This window comes from Paragemmobacter ruber, from assembly GCF_009908315.1.
Taxonomy (GTDB): Bacteria; Pseudomonadota; Alphaproteobacteria; order Rhodobacterales; family Rhodobacteraceae; genus Paragemmobacter; species Paragemmobacter ruber.
Window position 1 is genome coordinate 18845 of the sequence record NZ_JAAATW010000002.1, and the last position, 16767, is coordinate 35611.

A 16767-nucleotide genomic window follows, 5' to 3' on the forward strand; every position below is an offset into this window, starting at 1 on the left:
GTGGCGGGGATATGGTGCTGGCATGGCCGATCTGTTTGACAGCGTTCCGAAAAGCAATGCCGAGGGCCCCCGCCCGTTGGCCGACAGGTTGCGGCCGAAGCGGCTGGCCGAGGTGATCGGGCAGGGGCATGTGCTGTCGCCCGATGGGCCGCTGGGGGCGATGCTGGCGGCGCGGTCCTTGAGTTCGCTGATCCTGTGGGGGCCGCCGGGGGTGGGCAAGACCACCATCGCGCGGCTTCTGGCGGATGAGACGGATCTGGCTTTCGTGCAGATCAGCGCGATCTTCACCGGGGTGCCGGACCTGAAGAAGGTGTTCGAGCAGGCGAAGATCCGGCGGCAGAACGGGCAGGGGACGCTTTTGTTCGTGGATGAGATCCACCGTTTCAACAAGGCGCAGCAGGACGGGTTCCTGCCGCATATGGAGGATGGGACGATCCTTCTGGTGGGGGCGACGACGGAGAACCCCAGTTTCGAGTTGAACGCTGCGCTGTTGAGCCGGGCGCAGGTGATCGTGCTGGAACGGCTGTCCCTGGCCGATCTGGAATTGCTGGCGCAGCGGGCGGAAAAGGAGCTGGGCCGCAACCTGCCGCTGACGGGCGAGGCGCGGGAGGCGATGCTGGAGATGGCGGATGGGGATGGGCGGGCCTGTCTGAACCTGATCGAGCAGGTGGCGGCGTGGAAGGTGGAGCGGCCGCTGGACCGGGCGCAACTGGCGAGCCGCCTGATGCGGCGGGCGGCGAAGTATGACAAGTCGGGCGAGGAGCATTACAACCTGATCTCGGCCCTGCACAAATCCATCCGGGGATCGGACCCGGACGGGGCGCTGTACTGGTTCGCGCGGATGCTGGAAGGGGGGGAGGACCCCCGCTTTCTGGCGCGGCGGCTGGTGCGGATGGCGGTGGAGGATATCGGTCTGGCCGATCCGCAGGCGCAGGGGATCTGCATCGACAGCTGGCAGACCTATGAGCGGCTGGGATCGCCCGAGGGCGAGTTGGCGCTGGCGAATGCCGTGGTCTATCTGGCGCTGGCGCCGAAATCGAACGGGGTCTACGTGGCCTACAAGGCGGCGCGGGCCGCCGCGCGGGAGACGGGTTCGCTGATGCCGCCGCGCCATATCCTGAATGCGCCCACGAAGCTGATGAAGGAGATCGGCTATGGGGCGGGCTATGCCTATGACCATGATGCTGAGGACGGGTTTTCGGGGCAGGACTATTTCCCCGAAGGAATGAAGCGCCCGGTCTTCTATGCGCCGCCCGAGCGGGGGTTCGAGCGCGAGTTGAAAAAGCGGGTGGAGTATTTCGCCCGGCTGCGCGCGAAGCGGCAGGGCGGGCAGTAGGATTTTAAATCTTTTCAAGCGCTTGGGCGGGATCGGCGGTGCCGCATCCGGTGCAGCGGGCCGTGCATACCGGTGTGCATACCGACGTGCATACAAATTTCGAGAGAGAGGGTGGCGAGAACATGGTTAACGGTGCGCTGATGCGCGAAGTTGCCCCCTCTCCCTGACCCTCTCCCCCGGAAGTGGGGGAGAGGGAAAGGCGCTGTTGCCGGGCCGAGGCGCGGGGTGGGGGCGTGGGATTGGGGTATTTGGGCCAAGGTGAAGGGGCAGGCCGGGTGGTGGGGGGCGTGGACGGGGTGTCGCCGGTTGACATTCCGGCCCCTTGGCGCAATGGAAAGCCCATGATCCAGACCATTCTTCTTGTTGCCTTGGGCGGGGCCGCGGGTTCCGTGGCGCGCTTCCTCGTTCTGGTTGGGGCCGGGCGGGTGATGCCCGGCTGGCCGCTCGGGACGCTGGTGGTGAATGTTGCAGGCTCTTTTGCGATCGGAATGGTTTATGTGGCCCTGACGGAGCGAACGCCGCTTGCGCCCCTGCTGGTGGCGGGTTTCCTTGGCGGGTTCACCACATTTTCGGCCTTTTCGCTGGATGCCTTGAAGCTGTGGGAGGCGGGGCAGGCGGTGCAGGCGGCGGCCTATGTCGCGGCGTCGGTTGTCCTGTCCCTTGCTGCCGTGGCGCTTGGCGCGGCCCTTGCCCGGAGTATCGCCCCATGAATGGCGTGCAGACCCTGACCGTATCGGAAGACGAGGGGGAACAGCGGCTGGACCGCTGGTTCAAGCGGCGGTTTCCGCATGTGACGCAAGGTGCGGTGGAGAAGATGTGCCGCACGGGGCAGGTGCGGGTGGATGGCGCGCGGGCCAAGGCATCGGACCGGGTGATCCCCGGTCAGGCGATCCGGGTGCCGCCTTTGCCCGATCCTAATGCCCCGGCGCGGCCCCGGGTGGAAGGGGTGAGCGCGGCGGATGCCAAGATGATCCAGGACTGCGTGCTGTGGATGGATGAGCATATGATCGTGCTGAACAAGCCCGCAGGTCTGCCGTCGCAGGGGGGCAGCGGGCAGGGCGACCGGCATGTGGACGGGCTGACCGAGGCGTTGAAGTTCGGCTACAAGGAGCGGCCCAAGCTGGTGCACCGGCTGGACAAGGATACCTCTGGCCTCTTGATGCTGGCGCGCACCGACCGGGTGGCGCGGAACCTGTCGGAGGCGCTGCGGCATCGCAACACGCGCAAGATCTATTGGGCGGTGGTGGCGGGGGTGCCGAACCCCAAGAAGGGATCCATCAAATACGGGCTGATGAAGGCGCCGGGCCATGGCAAGCGCGGCGAGGGGGAGAAGATGATCTGTGTCCATCCCGCGAAGATGGGCGATTTCCCCGAGGCCAAGCGCGCGCATACGGATTACTTCGTGCTGTGGTTCCTTGGGACGCGGTTGAGCTGGATGGCGCTGGAGCCGGTGACGGGGCGGACGCATCAGCTGCGCGCGCATATGGCGGAGCTGGGGCATCCGATCATCGGGGATGGCAAGTATGGCGGTTCGGAGGCCGACAATCAGGGCGATGGCTGGGGCGCGGCGGTGGGGGGCGACATCAGCCGCAAGCTGCATCTGCACGCGCGGATGCTGGTGGTGGAGCATCCGGTGACCAAGGAGGAGATGACCTTCACCGCGCCTCTGCCCGAGCATATGGCGCGGACGTGGAAGGTGCTGGACTGGAAAGAGGGGGATGTGCCGGCCGATCCCTTCACGGTGTTCAAGTGAGCGGCTGGAAGGCGAAACGGTTCTGGCAGGCGGCGGTGGCCGAGCCCTGTGCGGGCGGCTTTACCGTGCGGCTGGACGGGCGGGCGGTGAAGACCCCGGCCAAGGCGCCGCTGGTGGTGCCGACGCTGGAGATGGCGCAGGCCATCGCGGCGGAGTGGGACGCGCAGACGGGCGAGGTGCGGCCTGACACGATGCCGGTGACGCGGGCGGCCAATTCGGCGATCGACAAGATCGTGCCCCAGCGCGCCGAGGTGGTGGCGATCGTGGTGGCCTATGGCGGATCGGATCTCTTGTGCTATCGCGCGACGGGGCCGGAGCCGCTGATCGCGCGGCAGGCGGCGGGGTGGGATCCGCTGCTGGGCTGGGCGGCGGATGTGCTGGGCGCGGAATTGCGCGTGACATCGGGCGTGATCCCGGTGCCGCAGCCCGAGGCCGCGGTCGCGGCGCTGCGCGACCGCGTGGCGGCGCAATCGGAATTCCGGCTGGCGGCGTTGCATGATCTGGTGGCGATTTCGGGTTCGCTGGTGCTGGGCCTTGCCGTCACGGAAGGGCGGCTGAGCGCGCAAGAGGCCTGGGCGCTGTCGCGGATCGACGAGACGTGGCAGATCGAGCAATGGGGCGAGGACGAGGACGCCGCCGCGATGGAGGCGCATAAGCGGGCGGCTTTCGATGCGGCGAGTCGATTCTATGCATTGTGCGGGTGACAATGCTGCCCGATTTTGCGGCAGGATGCGCCCAAAGCGGCAGCAGGGGTAGGCAAAGCCTTGATATGGCAATGGTTTTCGATTGTTTTCGGGTAGTGCTTGACCTTTCAAACCGCTTCGGAAGAAACTGCAAAGCACTGGGAGAGGCGCATCTCCTGTCGGTTCCGCCTCTGGGGCGCGAAGATGTGCCACAGGGGACAAATAACCGCCGCTCGGGACAAGGGCGGCATACTCAGGAAGAGGTAAGAATGAAAAAATCCGTATTCCTCGGCGTTGTAGCGGCCACCACGATGGTGGCGGGTGCGGCGTCGGCTCAGGCGACGCTGGAAGCGGTCAAGGCACGGGGCGAACTGATCTGCGGTTCCAACACCGGCCTGACGGGCTTTGGCGCGCCGGATGCAAGCGGCAACTGGACCGGCTTTGACGTGGACCTGTGCCGCGCTCTGGCCGCGGCGATCTTTGGCGATGCGACGAAAGTGCGCTTTGTGCCGACCACGGGCGAGACGCGCTTCACGGCGCTGCAGTCGGGCGAAGTGGACGTGCTGATCCGCAACTCCACCTGGACCTATTCGCGCGACACGGAACTGGCGCTCGATTTCGTGGCGGTGAACTACTATGACGGCCAGGGCTTCATGGTGAAGAGCGATCTGGGCGTGTCTTCGGCCAAGGAGCTGGACGGCGCGACGGTCTGCATCCAGACCGGCACCACGACCGAGCTGAACCTTGCCGACTTCTTCAAGCAGAACAACATCAGCTATCAGCCGGTGACCGTGGCCGACGATTCGGAAGCGCAGCGCCAGTATCTGGCCGGTGCTTGCGACGCCTATACCACGGATGCGTCGGGTCTGGCCGCGTCGCGCGCGACGATGCCGGATGCCGCCAACCACATCATCCTGCCCGAGATCATCTCGAAAGAGCCGCTCGGCCCGGTGGTGCGCCATGGCGACAACAACTGGGGCGATATCGTCCGCTGGACCTATTACGCGCTGCTGATCGCGGAAGAGAAGGGCATCACCAAGGCCAATGTGGAAGAGGTTGCCACCTCGACCGCGGATGAGGAAGTGAAGCGTCTTCTGGGCCTGTCGGGTGACATGGGCGTGAAGATCGGCCTGGACAATGCGGCGTTCAAGAACGCGATCGCGGCGGTCGGCAACTATGGCGAGGTCTTTGCCGCCAATATCGGCGAAGGCACCGCGATCAACCTGGCGCGCGGTCTGAACGCGCTGTGGACGCAGGGCGGCCTGCAATACGCCCCGCCGCTCCGTTGATCTGAGACTGACCGGGGGCGTCCGCAGGGGCGCCCCCGGCCCATTCCGGGCCGGAACCGGCAACCGAAGGAACACCCGGACCACCGGGGTTCGCGTTTCGCAAAAGCGCGCAAACACAGGGGAAATTCAATGGCAGTGGCCAGTGACGTGCCGAAGGAATCCTTTCGGCTCTCGATGCTCATCTACGATACGCGGTACCGGTCGGTCACCATTCAGGTGTTCGTGCTGATCCTGTTCGCGCTGTTTCTGGCCTGGCTGTTGAACAACACGGCCAACAACCTTGCAACGCGGGGGAAGGAGTTCAATTTTGGCTTCCTGTGGCAGCGTGCCGGATATGACATCGGGCAGGCGCTGATCCCTTACACGAATGACAGCACCCATTTCCGCGCGCTGCTGGTGGGGCTGATCAACACGCTGGTGGTGGCGATCATCGGCTGTGTGCTGGCGACGGTCATTGGGGTGGTCGTGGGTGTGCTGCGGCTGTCGAAGAACTGGCTCGTGGCCGGGCTGATGACCGTCTATGTCGAGATGTTTCGTAATGTGCCGCTGCTTCTGTGGATCCTGCTGTCTTATGTGATCCTGTCCGAGACGACGCCGCAACCGCGCGATTTCCGGGTGACGGATGAGATGGCGGCGGCGGGTGAGGCGCCGGCGGCATCCATGATCCTGTGGGATTCGGTGGCGGTGACGAACCGGGGGACGAACATTCCGTCACCGCTGTTTGATCGTGGCCTTGGCAGTGCGGACCTTGGGTTCATGTCGGTGAACCTGACGACGCTGGCCTATATCCTTGTGATTGCGGGATCGGTCTGGGTGAACCGGCGCATCCTCGCCTCGGCGCGGGCGCAGCAGGAGGCGACCGGGGATCGGCCCGTCACATGGTGGAAGTCGATCCTTGTGCTATTCGGGCCGGTGATCGCGCTGAGCGTGGCGCTGGGCCTGCATCTGGAAATCCCGGAATTGCGCGGCTTCAACTTTCAGGGCGGCATCCTTGTGGCCCATTCCTTTACCGCGCTGGTGATCGCGCTGGCGCTGTATACGGCGGCCTTCATCGCGGAAATCGTGCGGGCGGGGATCCTTGCGATTTCGCGCGGGCAGTCGGAGGCTGCTTTCGCGCTGGGCCTGCGGCCGGGGCGGACGATGAACCTGATCATCCTGCCGCAGGCGCTGCGCGTGATCATCCCGCCGCTGATCAGCCAGTATCTGAACCTGACGAAGAACACCTCGCTGGGGATCGCGGTTTCCTATCTGGACCTGCGCGGCACGCTGGGCGGCATCACGCTGAACCAGACGGGGCGCGAGCTGGAATGCATGCTGCTGATGATGCTAATTTATCTGACGATCAGCCTGATCATCTCGGCGTTGATGAACTTCTACAACTCCACCGTTCAGATCAAGGCGCGTTGAGATGGACAAGCATTTTGCACGCACTGAGATGCTGCCTCCTCTGGCCCCGCCCGTGACGGAGCGGGGGGTGGTCAAATGGCTGCGCGAGAACCTGTTTTCAGGGCCGTTCAACACCATCCTGACGCTGGTTGCGCTGGTGGTGATCTACAAGCTGGTCAGCGCGGCGCTGCCGTGGTGGCTGAATTCGGTCTGGACGGCCGAAAGCCTGAGCCAGTGCCGCGAGATCGTGGCGGCCACGGCGGGCGAGGGGGCGAGCGGGGCCTGCTGGGCCATGATCCGCGAGCGCTGGCACCAGTTCATCTTCGGTTTCTATCCGCCCGATCTGTGGTGGCGGCCGGTGCTAGCCTTTGGCCTGCTGATCGCGGCGCTGGGGCCGGTGCTGTATTCGGGCCAGAAGCGGAGCCTGACGATCCTTCTGGGCATCGTGGCGGCCTATCTGGTGGTGACGCTGTCGCTGACGGGGGCGCCGACGGGGGCCTTTGTTGCGGCGGCGGTGGTGGTGGTGGCGTTGTTCGCGGCCGTGCAGGTGGCGCCCGGGCGGATGCTTCTGTTCACGGCGATCTATCCGGCGCTGTGCTTCTGGCTGCTGTGGGGCGGGTCGATCTGGACGCCTGTGGTGGCGATGCTGGGCTTTGTCGTGATGGGCGTGGTATATATGGCGCTGGTCGGGCGGTTCGGGCCGACGGCTTCGGCCATCGCCGGGGTCGTGGCGGCGGTGCTGTGGTGGCTGTTCCTGGACATCCCGATCACGCAGGCGTTGGCCGACATGATCGGCGGCGGGCTGCGATCCGTGGAGTCGGATGAGTTCGGCGGCTTCCTGCTGGCGATCACCATCGGCGTCACGGCGATCAGCTTTTCGCTGCCGATCGGCATCCTGCTGGCGCTGGGGCGGCAGTCGGACATGCTGATCGTGAAGACGCTCTGCGTGGGGTTCATCGAGTTTATCCGCGGGGTGCCGCTGATCACGCTGCTGTTCACGGCATCGCTGCTGTTGCAGTATTTTCTGCCGCCGGGGACGAATTTCGACATCATCCTGCGGGTCATCATCCTGGTGACGCTGTTTGCCGCGGCCTATCTGGCCGAGGTGATCCGCGGGGGCCTCGCGGCGCTGCCGCGCGGGCAGTATGAGGCGGCGGATGCGCTGGGGCTGGATTACTGGCGGGCGCAGCGGTTGATCATCCTGCCGCAGGCGTTGAAGATTTCCATCCCGGCCATCGTGTCCACCTTCATCGGCCTGTTCAAGGATACGACGCTGGTGGCCTTTGTCGGCCTGATGGACCCGCTGAAAGGCGTCACGCAAATCGTGCGCGCGGACATCAACTGGAAGGGCATCTACTGGGAGCCCTACATCTTTGTCGGCGCCATCTTCTTTGTCATCTGCTTCGGCATGTCGCGCTATTCCATGTATCTGGAGCGCAAGCTGAAGACCGATCATCGGTAAGGATTAGATATGTCTGAACATGCCATCGACCGTTCGAAGATGAAGGTCTCGGATGAGGTTGCCATCCAGATCAGCGGAATGAACAAGTGGTACGGGACGTTCCACGTTCTGCGCGACATCAACATGACCGTGCAGCGGGGCGAGCGGATCGTGATCTGCGGGCCGTCGGGTTCGGGGAAATCGACGCTGATCCGCTGCATCAACCGGCTGGAGGAACACCAGCAGGGCCAGATCGTGGTGGACGGGACGGAACTGACCAACGACCTGAAGAACATCGACAAGGTGCGGTCGGAGGTGGGGATGGTGTTCCAGCACTTCAACCTGTTCCCGCATTTGACCATCCTTGAGAATTGCACGCTGGCGCCGATCTGGGTGCGGAAGGTGCCGAAGAAGGAAGCCGAAGAGACGGCGATGCATTTCCTGCGCAAGGTGAAGATCCCCGAGCAGGCGAACAAGTATCCCGGTCAGTTGTCGGGCGGGCAGCAGCAGCGGGTGGCGATTGCGCGCAGCTTGTGCATGAAGCCGCGGATCATGCTGTTTGACGAGCCGACATCGGCGCTGGACCCCGAGATGATCAAGGAAGTGCTGGATACGATGATCCAGCTGGCCGAAGAGGGGATGACGATGCTTTGCGTGACCCATGAGATGGGCTTTGCGCAGGCGGTGGCGAACCGGGTGATCTTCATGGATCAGGGCCAGATCGTGGAGCAGAACGAGCCGAAGGAGTTCTTCAACAACCCCAAGAGCGACCGGACGAAGCTGTTCCTGAGCCAGATCCTGGGCCACTGACGCGGCGGCCATCCGCCGGGTGGAGAAAAAGGGGGGCAGAGGCCCCCCTTTTTGCGTGTAGCGGGGTGAAGCGCGCTAAACCTTTGCGAAACCACGCCGATTTCTGATCCAGACGGGCTGCATCGGTCCGTGCTGGCAAAGAAGCAGCGGTTGATGTCAAATCACATGACTTGGGTTTTGATGATGGTCGGGCTGACCACGTTGGCCGCCACCATCCCCTTCGCCATGGCACCGGGTCATGCGGGCGCGCCGGATGAGCCGGTGCTGGTCGTGACGCTGCCTTGGGGCGCGGACCCGATCGAGGTGGTGGCCCGCGCGGGCGGGCAGCCGATCGGGCCGGTCTCGGCCCCGCTGGCGGTGCTGGCTTCAGGCGCGACTGTCGCGGCCTTCAAGGCCGAGGGCGCCTTTGCCGTGCTTCCTGCCACTGCTCTTTCTCTCTTCTGTAAAGGCTGAATTCCATGACGACCAAGACCCTGTTCGAAGCGAAACAGGCCGATGAATACGGGCTGGCGCGCAATGCCGCCCTGGTGATGATCCCGGTGGCGCCGATTTCGGCGCTGGTGACGGGGGGGCCGCTGGTGCCGATCCTTGTTGCCTCGGCCGTGTTCGCGGGGCTGGCCTTTGCCGGGCGCAAAGGGGGCGGAACGGGGCCTGCGCTTTTGACCACGCTGGCATTGGTGGGGCAATGCGCGCTGTTCACGGCCGCCTTTGCAGGGCATGCGTGGCAGTTGGACACGCATATGGTGTTCTTTGCCGTGCTGGCGGTGATCGCCACGATGGGCAGCATTCCGGCGCTGATCTTCGGGGTGGGGGTGATTGCGGTGCATCACCTGTCGCTGGGCCTATTGCTGCCGTCGCTGGTCTATCCTTCGGCCGATCTTCTGGGCAATCTGGCACGGACGGTGCTGCATGCGGTGATCGTGCTGGGGGAGGCAGCGGTGCTGCTGCTGGCCATTCTGGCGCGAAAGCGGAGTGCGGCAGAGATCGAGGCGGGGCGGCAGCGGCTGGCGCGCATCGCCGAAGAGGCGGAGGTGGCGCGGTCCATGGCGGAAGCGGCGCGGGAACGGGCGCAGCGTGTATCCGAGCGCACGCGCGAGGAAGGGCGGCGTGCGGCGGCGGCGATGGAGCAGATCGCCGGTGCCGCGCGGGCGGCAGCGGAACAGGCCGAGGGATCGCGCAGCCTGTTCGGGCGCGCGCGGCAGGATGCGGACCTGTCCAGCCAGACCTTTGCCCAGTCGGTGGACGCGATGAGATCCATCCGCGAGTCGTCGGACCGGATCAGTCAGATCGTCGGGCTGATCGACGAGATTTCCCGCCGGACGGACCTGCTGGCCCTGAACGCCGCGGTGGAATCGGCCCGGGCCGGCGAGGCGGGGCGCGGGTTCAGCGTGGTGGCGCATGAGGTGCGTAAACTGTCGCAGCAATCGGCGGAAGCCGCCTTGCAGATCCGGTCGCTGGTCGCGTCTTCTTCAAGGCAGGTGAAGGATGGGGCGGCGTTGGTCGAAGAGGCGGGCGTGGCGCTTGGGCGGATCACCCAGACCATCACCACGCTGGAAGGCCGGATGCGCGACATCTCGACCACGGCGGATGAGCAGTTCAGCGGGCTGCAGGAGGTGAAGGTGGCGATCAAGCGGATCGACACCCTTGCCGAGGAAGACGTGCCGCCAGCGGACGGCGGCGCGCGACACCCGCCCGTCATGGCGGTGCAGCAGGATGCTGGCTTTTCGCAGGGCCGGTTGGCGGCGTGACCGCGGTCAGGCCATGATTTCGCGCGGGACGATGAAATCGTCCACCACGCCGCTGCCGAAGCCCACCTGTTCCCAGCGGTCCACGTTGAAATCGGCGACCAGCGTGGCGCCGGTCGGGTAGCGGGCGAATTCGGGGTTCTGCGGGGCGTGGGCCACCAGCCGGGACGCGAATTCCGAAATGCCGGGGTTGTGGCCGATCATCATGACGGTGTCGCCCGTGGCATGGCGCAGGACGGCCAGCATCACATCGGGGCCAGCGTGATAGAGCGCGGGCTTGAGTTCCAGCACGGGCGAGCCGGGCAGGGCGGGGGCGATCCCGCTCCATGTCTTGCGGGTGCGGAGCGCGTCGGAGCAGAGCACCTCGTCCGGGACATAGCCGCGCGAGGCGAGCCATTGGCCCAGATCGGCGGCGGCGGCCTTACCGCGGTCGTTCAGCGGGCGGTCATGATCGGGGGTGAGCGGGTCGTCCCAGCTGGATTTCGCGTGGCGTGTCAGGATCAGCCGTTTCATGGAACCCCCCCTTATGGGGTGGTTCAGTCCACCCCGTGGAATCGGCGCATGTGGTAGGCCGACTGTTCGGGAAGTCTTGCATAGGCCTGTGACACCGGGCAAGCGCGGCGCGTTTCGCAGCCGGTGGTCAGGCAGGGGGCGCCCGGGGGCGTATCGAGGAAGGCGTGGCAGGCAGGGACATCGTAGCCGTCGGCGGTCAGCGCCGTGGCGGGGCAGGCGGTCAGGCAGGGGGCGGCGCAGCCGTTGCAGGGGCGCGGGGCGGGGGCGGGCAGGGCGATGCGGTCCTTCAGCGCAAGCGCGCCCCGGAAGCTGACCATCAGGCCCTGATCGGCGCTGACGAGCAGCCGGACGGGGCTATCCCAGATGCGGCCTGTGCGCAGCGCCCAAGTGTAGAAAGGGTGATATGGCGGCCCGCCAAAGGGGAACAGCGCCTTGGCCCCCAGATCGCAGGCGATGCGCCCGATCACGCGGCGCGACCAGCGGTCGATGGGATCGGGCTGGCCATCCTGCCATTCGGGCTGGGCGGTCAGATGCGCCCAGAAGCCGGGTTCTGCCGGGCCGAGGAGGAGCAGGGTCTGCGTGCCGGGGGGGACCGCGTCATCGGCCTCGGGATGGAAGCCGCCCAGAACGGCAAGGTGATGGGCGGCGAGCGTATCGGTCAGCGTCACCGCTTGACGCGCGGTTTCACGCGCGGCTCTGTCGAGCGGATCTGTGAGCCTGCGCCGTGATCGGTGAACAGCTCCATCAGGCAGGCATTGGCGACGCGGCCATCAAGGATGGTGACGGCGCGGACGCCTTCCTCCAGCGCCTTCAGCGCGGTTTCGGTCTTGGGGATCATGCCGCCCGCAATGATGCCGGAGGCAGTCATCTGGCGGATTTCCTCGGGCGTGATCTGGGTCATCACGGTGCCATCCGCGCCCTTGACGCCGGCCACATCGGTGAGAAGGAGCAGACGGTCGGCCTTGAGCGCGCCGGCGATGGCCCCGGCGGCGGTGTCGCCGTTGACATTGAAGGTTTCATTGTCGGCCATGCCCGTGGCGACGGGGGCCACGACGGGGATGATGCCCGCATTGTAAAGATCGCGCAGGACCTGCACGTTCATTTCGACCGGGCGGCCGACGAAGCCCAGTTCGGGATCGTCAGCCTCACACACCATCAAGTCGTCATCCTTGCCGGAAATGCCCACGGCGCGGCCGCCTGCATCCATGATGGCCTGAACGATGCGCTTGTTCACGAGGCCCGACAGGATCATCTCCACCACCTGAACGGTGGCCTTGTCGGTGACGCGCTTGCCGCGGACGAAATCGGACTTGATGCCCAGCTTTTCCAGCATCTCGTTGATCATCGGGCCGCCGCCATGCACGACGACGGGGTTCACGCCGACCTGCCGCATCAGCACGATGTCGCGGGCAAACTCGGCCATGGCGGCATCGTCGCCCATGGCATTGCCGCCGAATTTCACCACCACCACCGCGCCCGAATAGCGCTGGAGGTAGGGCAGGGCTTCGGACAGCATCTTGGCAGTGTGGGCGGCGTCGGACATGGTGCTCGTCTGCGGTTTCATGGGGGCCTCGGGTAGGGGTTGCGCTTTGGTAATGCCTCAGGCGCGGCCTGCCAAGCGGCAATGGCTTTCCCCGGCCAAAGCGTCCAGAATGGGCGCAACGATCAGGAGTAGAGTCGGATGGATGCGCAGAAAACGCTTGTGTTGACGGGGGCTTCGCGCGGGATCGGACATGCGACGGTGAAGCGGTTTTCGGCCGAGGGCTGGCGCGTGCTCACCTGTTCGCGCCATCCCTTCGATGCGCGCTGTCCGTGGCCCGGGGGCGAGGAGAACCACATCCAGATTGATCTGGCGAGCCCCGACAAGACCATCGCCGCCATCGAGACGATCAAGGCCCGGATCAACGGGCGGCTGGATGCGCTGGTGAACAATGCCGGGATCAGCCCGAAGGGCGAGGGGGGCAAGCGGCTGAACACGCTGGAAACTGACCTCAGGACGTGGGGCCAGGTGTTCCATGTGAATTTCTTTGCCTCCATCGTGCTGGCGCGGGGGTTGCAGGCGGAACTGTCGGCGGCGCGGGGATCGGTGGTGAATGTGACCTCGATCGCGGGAAGCCGGGTGCATCCCTTTGCCGGGGCGGCCTATGCCACGTCGAAGGCGGCGCTGGCGGCGCTGACGCGGGAGATGGCGCATGATTTCGGCCCCCTGGGGGTGCGGGTCAATGCGATTGCCCCGGGCGAGATCGAGACGGCGATCCTGAGCCCCGGGACGGACAAGATCGTGGAAGGCTTGCCGATGCGGCGGCTGGGCCAGCCACGGGAAGTGGCGGATGCGATCTGGTTTCTGTGTTCGGATCAGTCGTCCTACATTTCCGGTGCGGAGATACAGGTGAACGGCGCGCAGCATGTGTGACAGTTAGAATGGGCAGGATTGCCCATCCTACGGGGGATCGAGCGTAGGATGGGCAATCCTGCCCATCCTACCGGATCATTCCAGCGTGGCGATGATGGCGCGCAGGGTTTCGAGCCCTTCGCCCTTTTCCGAGGAGGTGACCACGATCTCGGGGTAGGCGGCGGGGTGTTTGGTCAGTGCGCCCTTGACCTGTGCGATCACGGCGTCGCGCTCGGCCCGGTTGATCTTGTCCACCTTGGTCAGCACCGTCTGGAAAGTGACGGCGGAGCGGTCGAGCAGGTTCAGGATGTCCTCATCCACCGCCTTGATGCCGTGGCGGGCGTCGATCAGGACGAAGGCGCGGCGCAGGGTCTGGCGTCCGGCGAGGTAGGATTTGAGCAATTCCTGCCATTTCTTCACCACGGCGACCGGGGCCTCGGCATAGCCATAGCCGGGCAGGTCGGTCATGTAGCGGGTCTCACCCAAAGCGAAATAGTTGATTTCCTGTGTGCGGCCCGGCGTGTTGGAGGCGCGGGCCAGCGTCTTGCGCCCCGTCAGCGCGTTGATCAGGCTGGATTTGCCCACGTTGGATCGGCCTGCGAAGCAGACCTCGAGCCGGTCGGCAGGGGGCAGGCCGGACATGGCGACCACGCCTTTGACGAAGGTGACGGGGCCAGCAAAGAGCAGGCGGCCCGCTTCGCGCGCCTCATCCGACGGGTCGGGGGCGAGGGTGAATTGAAGCTGTGTCATGCCAGCGTCCAGGCATCGTTCGTGGCGATGGTCCCGCCGTTGACCACCACAGCGTAGAGGCCGAAATCCTGATGGCCGAAATGGGATTGCAGCGCGTCGAGGGTGTTGGCGTTGCTGATCCCCGTGGCGGGCTCCACGGTGGTGGCCATGCAGCGGGTGATGCGTTCGCGGATGTTCAGCACCGCCTCACCGATGCGGATGTCGCGGCCGATCCAATCCCATTCCGCCCAAGGTGCCACACCGTCAAGCCAGAGATTGCCGCGCCAGCGGTGGATCGACAGGTCATGGCCCATGCGGGCGGACAGGTCCTTGAGGCTGGCCGTGTTCAGGATGGCGACGGAGGGGAAATCGCTGTCGGTCATGCCGCGCGCTGCGCTGATGATCTGGGCGGGTTGGGCGCGGTTTTCGGGGTTGAGGGGGCGGACCCAGTCGAGGAAGCGCGGCAGGTCTGCCGGATCATCGGGGCGGAAGGTGATCGCGCCCCGGTCGGGGTGGCGCAGGGTGACGGTGGCGGTGGCCTCGTCCAGATCGCTTTCGATGGCGTTCAGGGCATAGGCCTTGGCCCCGCGTGCGAAGTTCATGCAGGGGTTCCAGCCTTCGGTCAGTTTGGCCGCGTCATGGGCCACGGCCCAGTGCCTGTCCCATGGCAGACATTCGCCCGCCGAAAGACGAACGGACGCGAGAACCTCGCGTCCGTGGCCCTTGATCGGGTGGCGGATGATATGGGCAAGCCGCCCGCCTGTCATTTCCGCCCCTTCTTGGATTTGTCGGCCACGGGGACCGGTTCCTTCTTCTTCATGCCGGCCTTGATGTTGCCGAAGATGTCGGGCTTGTGCCCGTGGCTGCGCATGATGAGGTATTGCTGGGCGAAGGTGATGAGGTTGTTGGTGATCCAGTAGACCACGAGGCCCGAAGCGAAGCCGCCCAGCATGAACATGAAGATCCACGGCATCCAGGCGAAGACCTGCTGCTGGACGGGGTCGGTGGGGGCGGGGTTCAGCTTCTGTTGCAGCCACATGGTGATGCCCAGAAGGATGGGCAGGATGCCGATGAAGATCAGCGCCATCAGGCTGCCATGTTCCGGCGCGGCCCAGGGCAAGAGGCCAAACAGGTTGAAGATCGAGGACGGATCGGGGGCCGACAGATCCTTGAGCCAGCCAAAGAACGGCGCGTGGCGCAGTTCGATGGTGACGAAGATCACCTTGTAGAGCGCGAAGAAGATCGGGATCTGGATCAGGATAGGCAGGCAGCCCGCGGCGGGGTTGACCTTCTTGTCCTTGTAAAGCTGCATCATTTCCTTTTGCAGCTTCTGCTTGTCTTCGCCCGCGCGTTCCTTGATCGCCTCAAGCTCGGGCTGGAGTTCCTTCATCTTGGCCATGCTGACATAGGATTTGTAGGCCAAGGGCAGGACGAGGAATTTCAGGAAGAAGGTCAGCGCGATGATGGCGAGGCCCATGTTCCCGATCATGGCGTTGAGCCAGTGCAGGACGGCGAAGATCGGTTTCGTCAGGAAGAAGAACCAGCCCCAGTCGATGGAGTCGATGAAGCCCGGGATGCTTTGGTCGCGTTCATAGGCGCGGATCGTGGCCCATTCCTTGGCCCCCGCGAAGAGGCGGGTGGAGGAGGTGATGGTCGCGCCAGCCGCCAGTTCCTGCACGGGTTTGCGGGTTTCGGTCTGGTAGATGTCGGCGCCGGGGACGTATTTGGTGACGGCGGTGAAGGGGGTGCCCTGTTCGGGGATCAGCGTCGTCATCCAGTATTTGTCGGTGAAACCGATCCAGCCATCGGCGCCCGCATCCACCACTTCGGCCTGCGCGCCTTCGCGTTCGACCACGGGGAGTTCGCGCAGGTCATCGTATTTCTGTTCGGTCAGCGTGCCGTCGGTGCGGCTGACCATGCCTTCGTGCAGGACGAAGAAGTTCTGCAGTCCGGTGGGTTCGCCGTGGCGGGCGACGATGCCGTAGGGGTAAAGCGAGACGGCGGTGGTGCCTGAATTCTGGACCGTGTCGGTCACGGTGAACATGAAGTTTTCATCGACCGCGATTTCGCGGGTGAAGGTCATGCCCTTGCTGTTTTGCCATTGCAGGGTGACGGGGGCGCCGGGCGACAGGGTGCCGCCTTGGGCGATGCGCCATTCGGTGCGCGGACCGGGCACGTCTTCGGGTGCAAGGCCGGTGCCGGGACCCCAGCCGAAGACGGCGTAATAGGGGTGCGCCTCGCCCACGGGCGACAGGAGGCGGACGATGGGCGAGGCCGGATCCAGCGTTTCCTTGTAGGATTTCAGCGACAGATCGTCGATGCGGCCGCCCAGAAGCGAGATGGAGCCCACGAGTTCCGGCGTGTCCACGGTCAGGCGCGGGGCTTCGGGCAGGGGTTCGGCGGCCTCGGTCGTGGCGGTGGCGGTGGCGGTTGCCGTGCCGGCTGCGGCGCCGGGCGCGGCGGGGGCGTCCGTCTGGGTGACGGCGGCCGGGGCGTTCGGATCAGCCGGCGGCGCCTCGGGTGGGGGGAAGAGCACGAACCAGACGAGGATCACGATGAAGCTCAGCACGGTTGCGAGCAGGAGGTTCTTGTTCTGATCTTCCATAGGGAGAGACTGCCGCCAATGGTGGAAAGAGGTCAGCGCCGCTTGAACAGAAGGGGGGGCGAAAGGTCAAGGCCTTTCGCCGTGC

At 65.2% G+C, this 16767-nt stretch carries 17 protein-coding genes; 11 read left to right on the forward strand and 6 right to left on the reverse strand.

The genetic code is table 11. From position 1 onward, the window contains the following. The first annotated feature begins 22 nt into the window (after window positions 1–22). The 10 genes from GU920_RS08475 to GU920_RS08520 all read left to right on the forward strand — a co-directional run bounded on the left by GU920_RS08475 (window position 23) and on the right by GU920_RS08520 (window position 10446). Entirely contained in the window at window positions 23–1336 is a 1314-nt protein-coding gene (locus GU920_RS08475) for a replication-associated recombination protein A (RefSeq protein WP_161766608.1), read from the forward strand. A gap of 341 nt (window positions 1337–1677) precedes the next feature. Next, window positions 1678–2046 (forward strand): fluoride efflux transporter CrcB, encoded by a 369-nt coding sequence (gene crcB / locus GU920_RS08480; RefSeq protein WP_161766609.1) that lies wholly within the window; start codon window positions 1678–1680, stop codon window positions 2044–2046. After that, window positions 2043–3089 (forward strand): RluA family pseudouridine synthase, encoded by a 1047-nt coding sequence (locus GU920_RS08485; RefSeq protein WP_161766610.1) that lies wholly within the window; start codon window positions 2043–2045, stop codon window positions 3087–3089. The genes crcB and GU920_RS08485 overlap by 4 nt, the downstream gene beginning before the upstream one ends. Then, complete coding sequence (locus GU920_RS08490) at window positions 3086–3793, forward strand: ATP12 family chaperone protein (RefSeq protein ID WP_161766611.1); 708 nt, start codon at window positions 3086–3088, stop codon at window positions 3791–3793. Before GU920_RS08485 ends, GU920_RS08490 begins: the two co-directional genes overlap by 4 nt. A gap of 248 nt (window positions 3794–4041) precedes the next feature. After that, on the forward strand, window positions 4042–5061 hold the full coding sequence (locus tag GU920_RS08495) for an amino acid ABC transporter substrate-binding protein (protein WP_161766612.1): 1020 nt from the start codon (window positions 4042–4044) through the stop codon (window positions 5059–5061). Window positions 5062–5190: 129 nt separating this feature from the next. Then, window positions 5191–6468 carry an amino acid ABC transporter permease gene (locus GU920_RS08500; protein ID WP_161766613.1) on the forward strand — a complete coding sequence of 426 codons (1278 nt, stop codon included), beginning with the start codon at window positions 5191–5193 and terminating at the stop codon, window positions 6466–6468. A 1-nt stretch (window position 6469) separates the two neighbouring features. Next, a complete protein-coding gene (locus GU920_RS08505) occupies window positions 6470–7909 on the forward strand; it encodes an amino acid ABC transporter permease (RefSeq protein WP_161766614.1) in 1440 nt (479 codons plus the stop codon). Between the two features lie 9 nt (window positions 7910–7918). Then, window positions 7919–8698 carry an amino acid ABC transporter ATP-binding protein gene (locus GU920_RS08510; RefSeq protein ID WP_161766615.1) on the forward strand — a complete coding sequence of 260 codons (780 nt, stop codon included), beginning with the start codon at window positions 7919–7921 and terminating at the stop codon, window positions 8696–8698. 165 nt (window positions 8699–8863) lie between these two features. Continuing rightward, window positions 8864–9151 (forward strand): hypothetical protein, encoded by a 288-nt coding sequence (locus GU920_RS08515; protein ID WP_161766616.1) that lies wholly within the window; start codon window positions 8864–8866, stop codon window positions 9149–9151. A gap of 5 nt (window positions 9152–9156) precedes the next feature. Next, the gene (locus GU920_RS08520; RefSeq protein WP_161766617.1) at window positions 9157–10446 is read left to right on the forward strand and encodes a methyl-accepting chemotaxis protein; all 1290 of its coding nucleotides are present in this window, start codon (window positions 9157–9159) and stop codon (window positions 10444–10446) included. Between the two features lie 6 nt (window positions 10447–10452). On the opposite strand, the gene GU920_RS08525 is transcribed toward GU920_RS08520, so the two are convergent. Genes GU920_RS08525 through argB form a run of 3 tightly spaced genes read right to left on the reverse strand, consistent with a single transcriptional unit; the run spans window position 10453 to window position 12499 of the window. Next, window positions 10453–10956, reverse strand: coding sequence for a SixA phosphatase family protein (locus GU920_RS08525; protein ID WP_161766618.1), 504 nt, complete (start codon window positions 10954–10956; stop codon window positions 10453–10455). A 23-nt stretch (window positions 10957–10979) separates the two neighbouring features. Continuing rightward, complete coding sequence (locus GU920_RS08530) at window positions 10980–11624, reverse strand: ferredoxin (RefSeq protein ID WP_161766619.1); 645 nt, start codon at window positions 11622–11624, stop codon at window positions 10980–10982. Continuing rightward, on the reverse strand, window positions 11621–12499 hold the full coding sequence (argB, locus tag GU920_RS08535; protein ID WP_161767298.1) for an acetylglutamate kinase: 879 nt from the start codon (window positions 12497–12499) through the stop codon (window positions 11621–11623). Before argB ends, GU920_RS08530 begins: the two co-directional genes overlap by 4 nt. A gap of 138 nt (window positions 12500–12637) precedes the next feature. Here argB and GU920_RS08540 point away from each other — a divergent pair, with 138 nt between their 5' ends. Continuing rightward, window positions 12638–13369, forward strand: coding sequence for an SDR family oxidoreductase (locus tag GU920_RS08540; RefSeq protein WP_161766620.1), 732 nt, complete (start codon window positions 12638–12640; stop codon window positions 13367–13369). Between the two features lie 75 nt (window positions 13370–13444). Here the strand turns inward: GU920_RS08540 and yihA are convergent, their stop codons facing one another. Genes yihA through yidC form a run of 3 tightly spaced genes read right to left on the reverse strand, consistent with a single transcriptional unit; the run spans window position 13445 to window position 16682 of the window. Continuing rightward, a complete protein-coding gene (gene yihA, locus GU920_RS08545) occupies window positions 13445–14098 on the reverse strand; it encodes a ribosome biogenesis GTP-binding protein YihA/YsxC (RefSeq protein ID WP_161766621.1) in 654 nt (217 codons plus the stop codon). Further along, window positions 14095–14844, reverse strand: a complete 750-nt coding sequence (locus GU920_RS08550) for an MOSC domain-containing protein (protein WP_161766622.1) — start codon at window positions 14842–14844, stop codon at window positions 14095–14097. Before GU920_RS08550 ends, yihA begins: the two co-directional genes overlap by 4 nt. Continuing rightward, window positions 14841–16682 (reverse strand): membrane protein insertase YidC, encoded by a 1842-nt coding sequence (gene yidC, locus GU920_RS08555; protein ID WP_161766623.1) that lies wholly within the window; start codon window positions 16680–16682, stop codon window positions 14841–14843. Before yidC ends, GU920_RS08550 begins: the two co-directional genes overlap by 4 nt. Window positions 16683–16767: the final 85 nt, after the last annotated feature.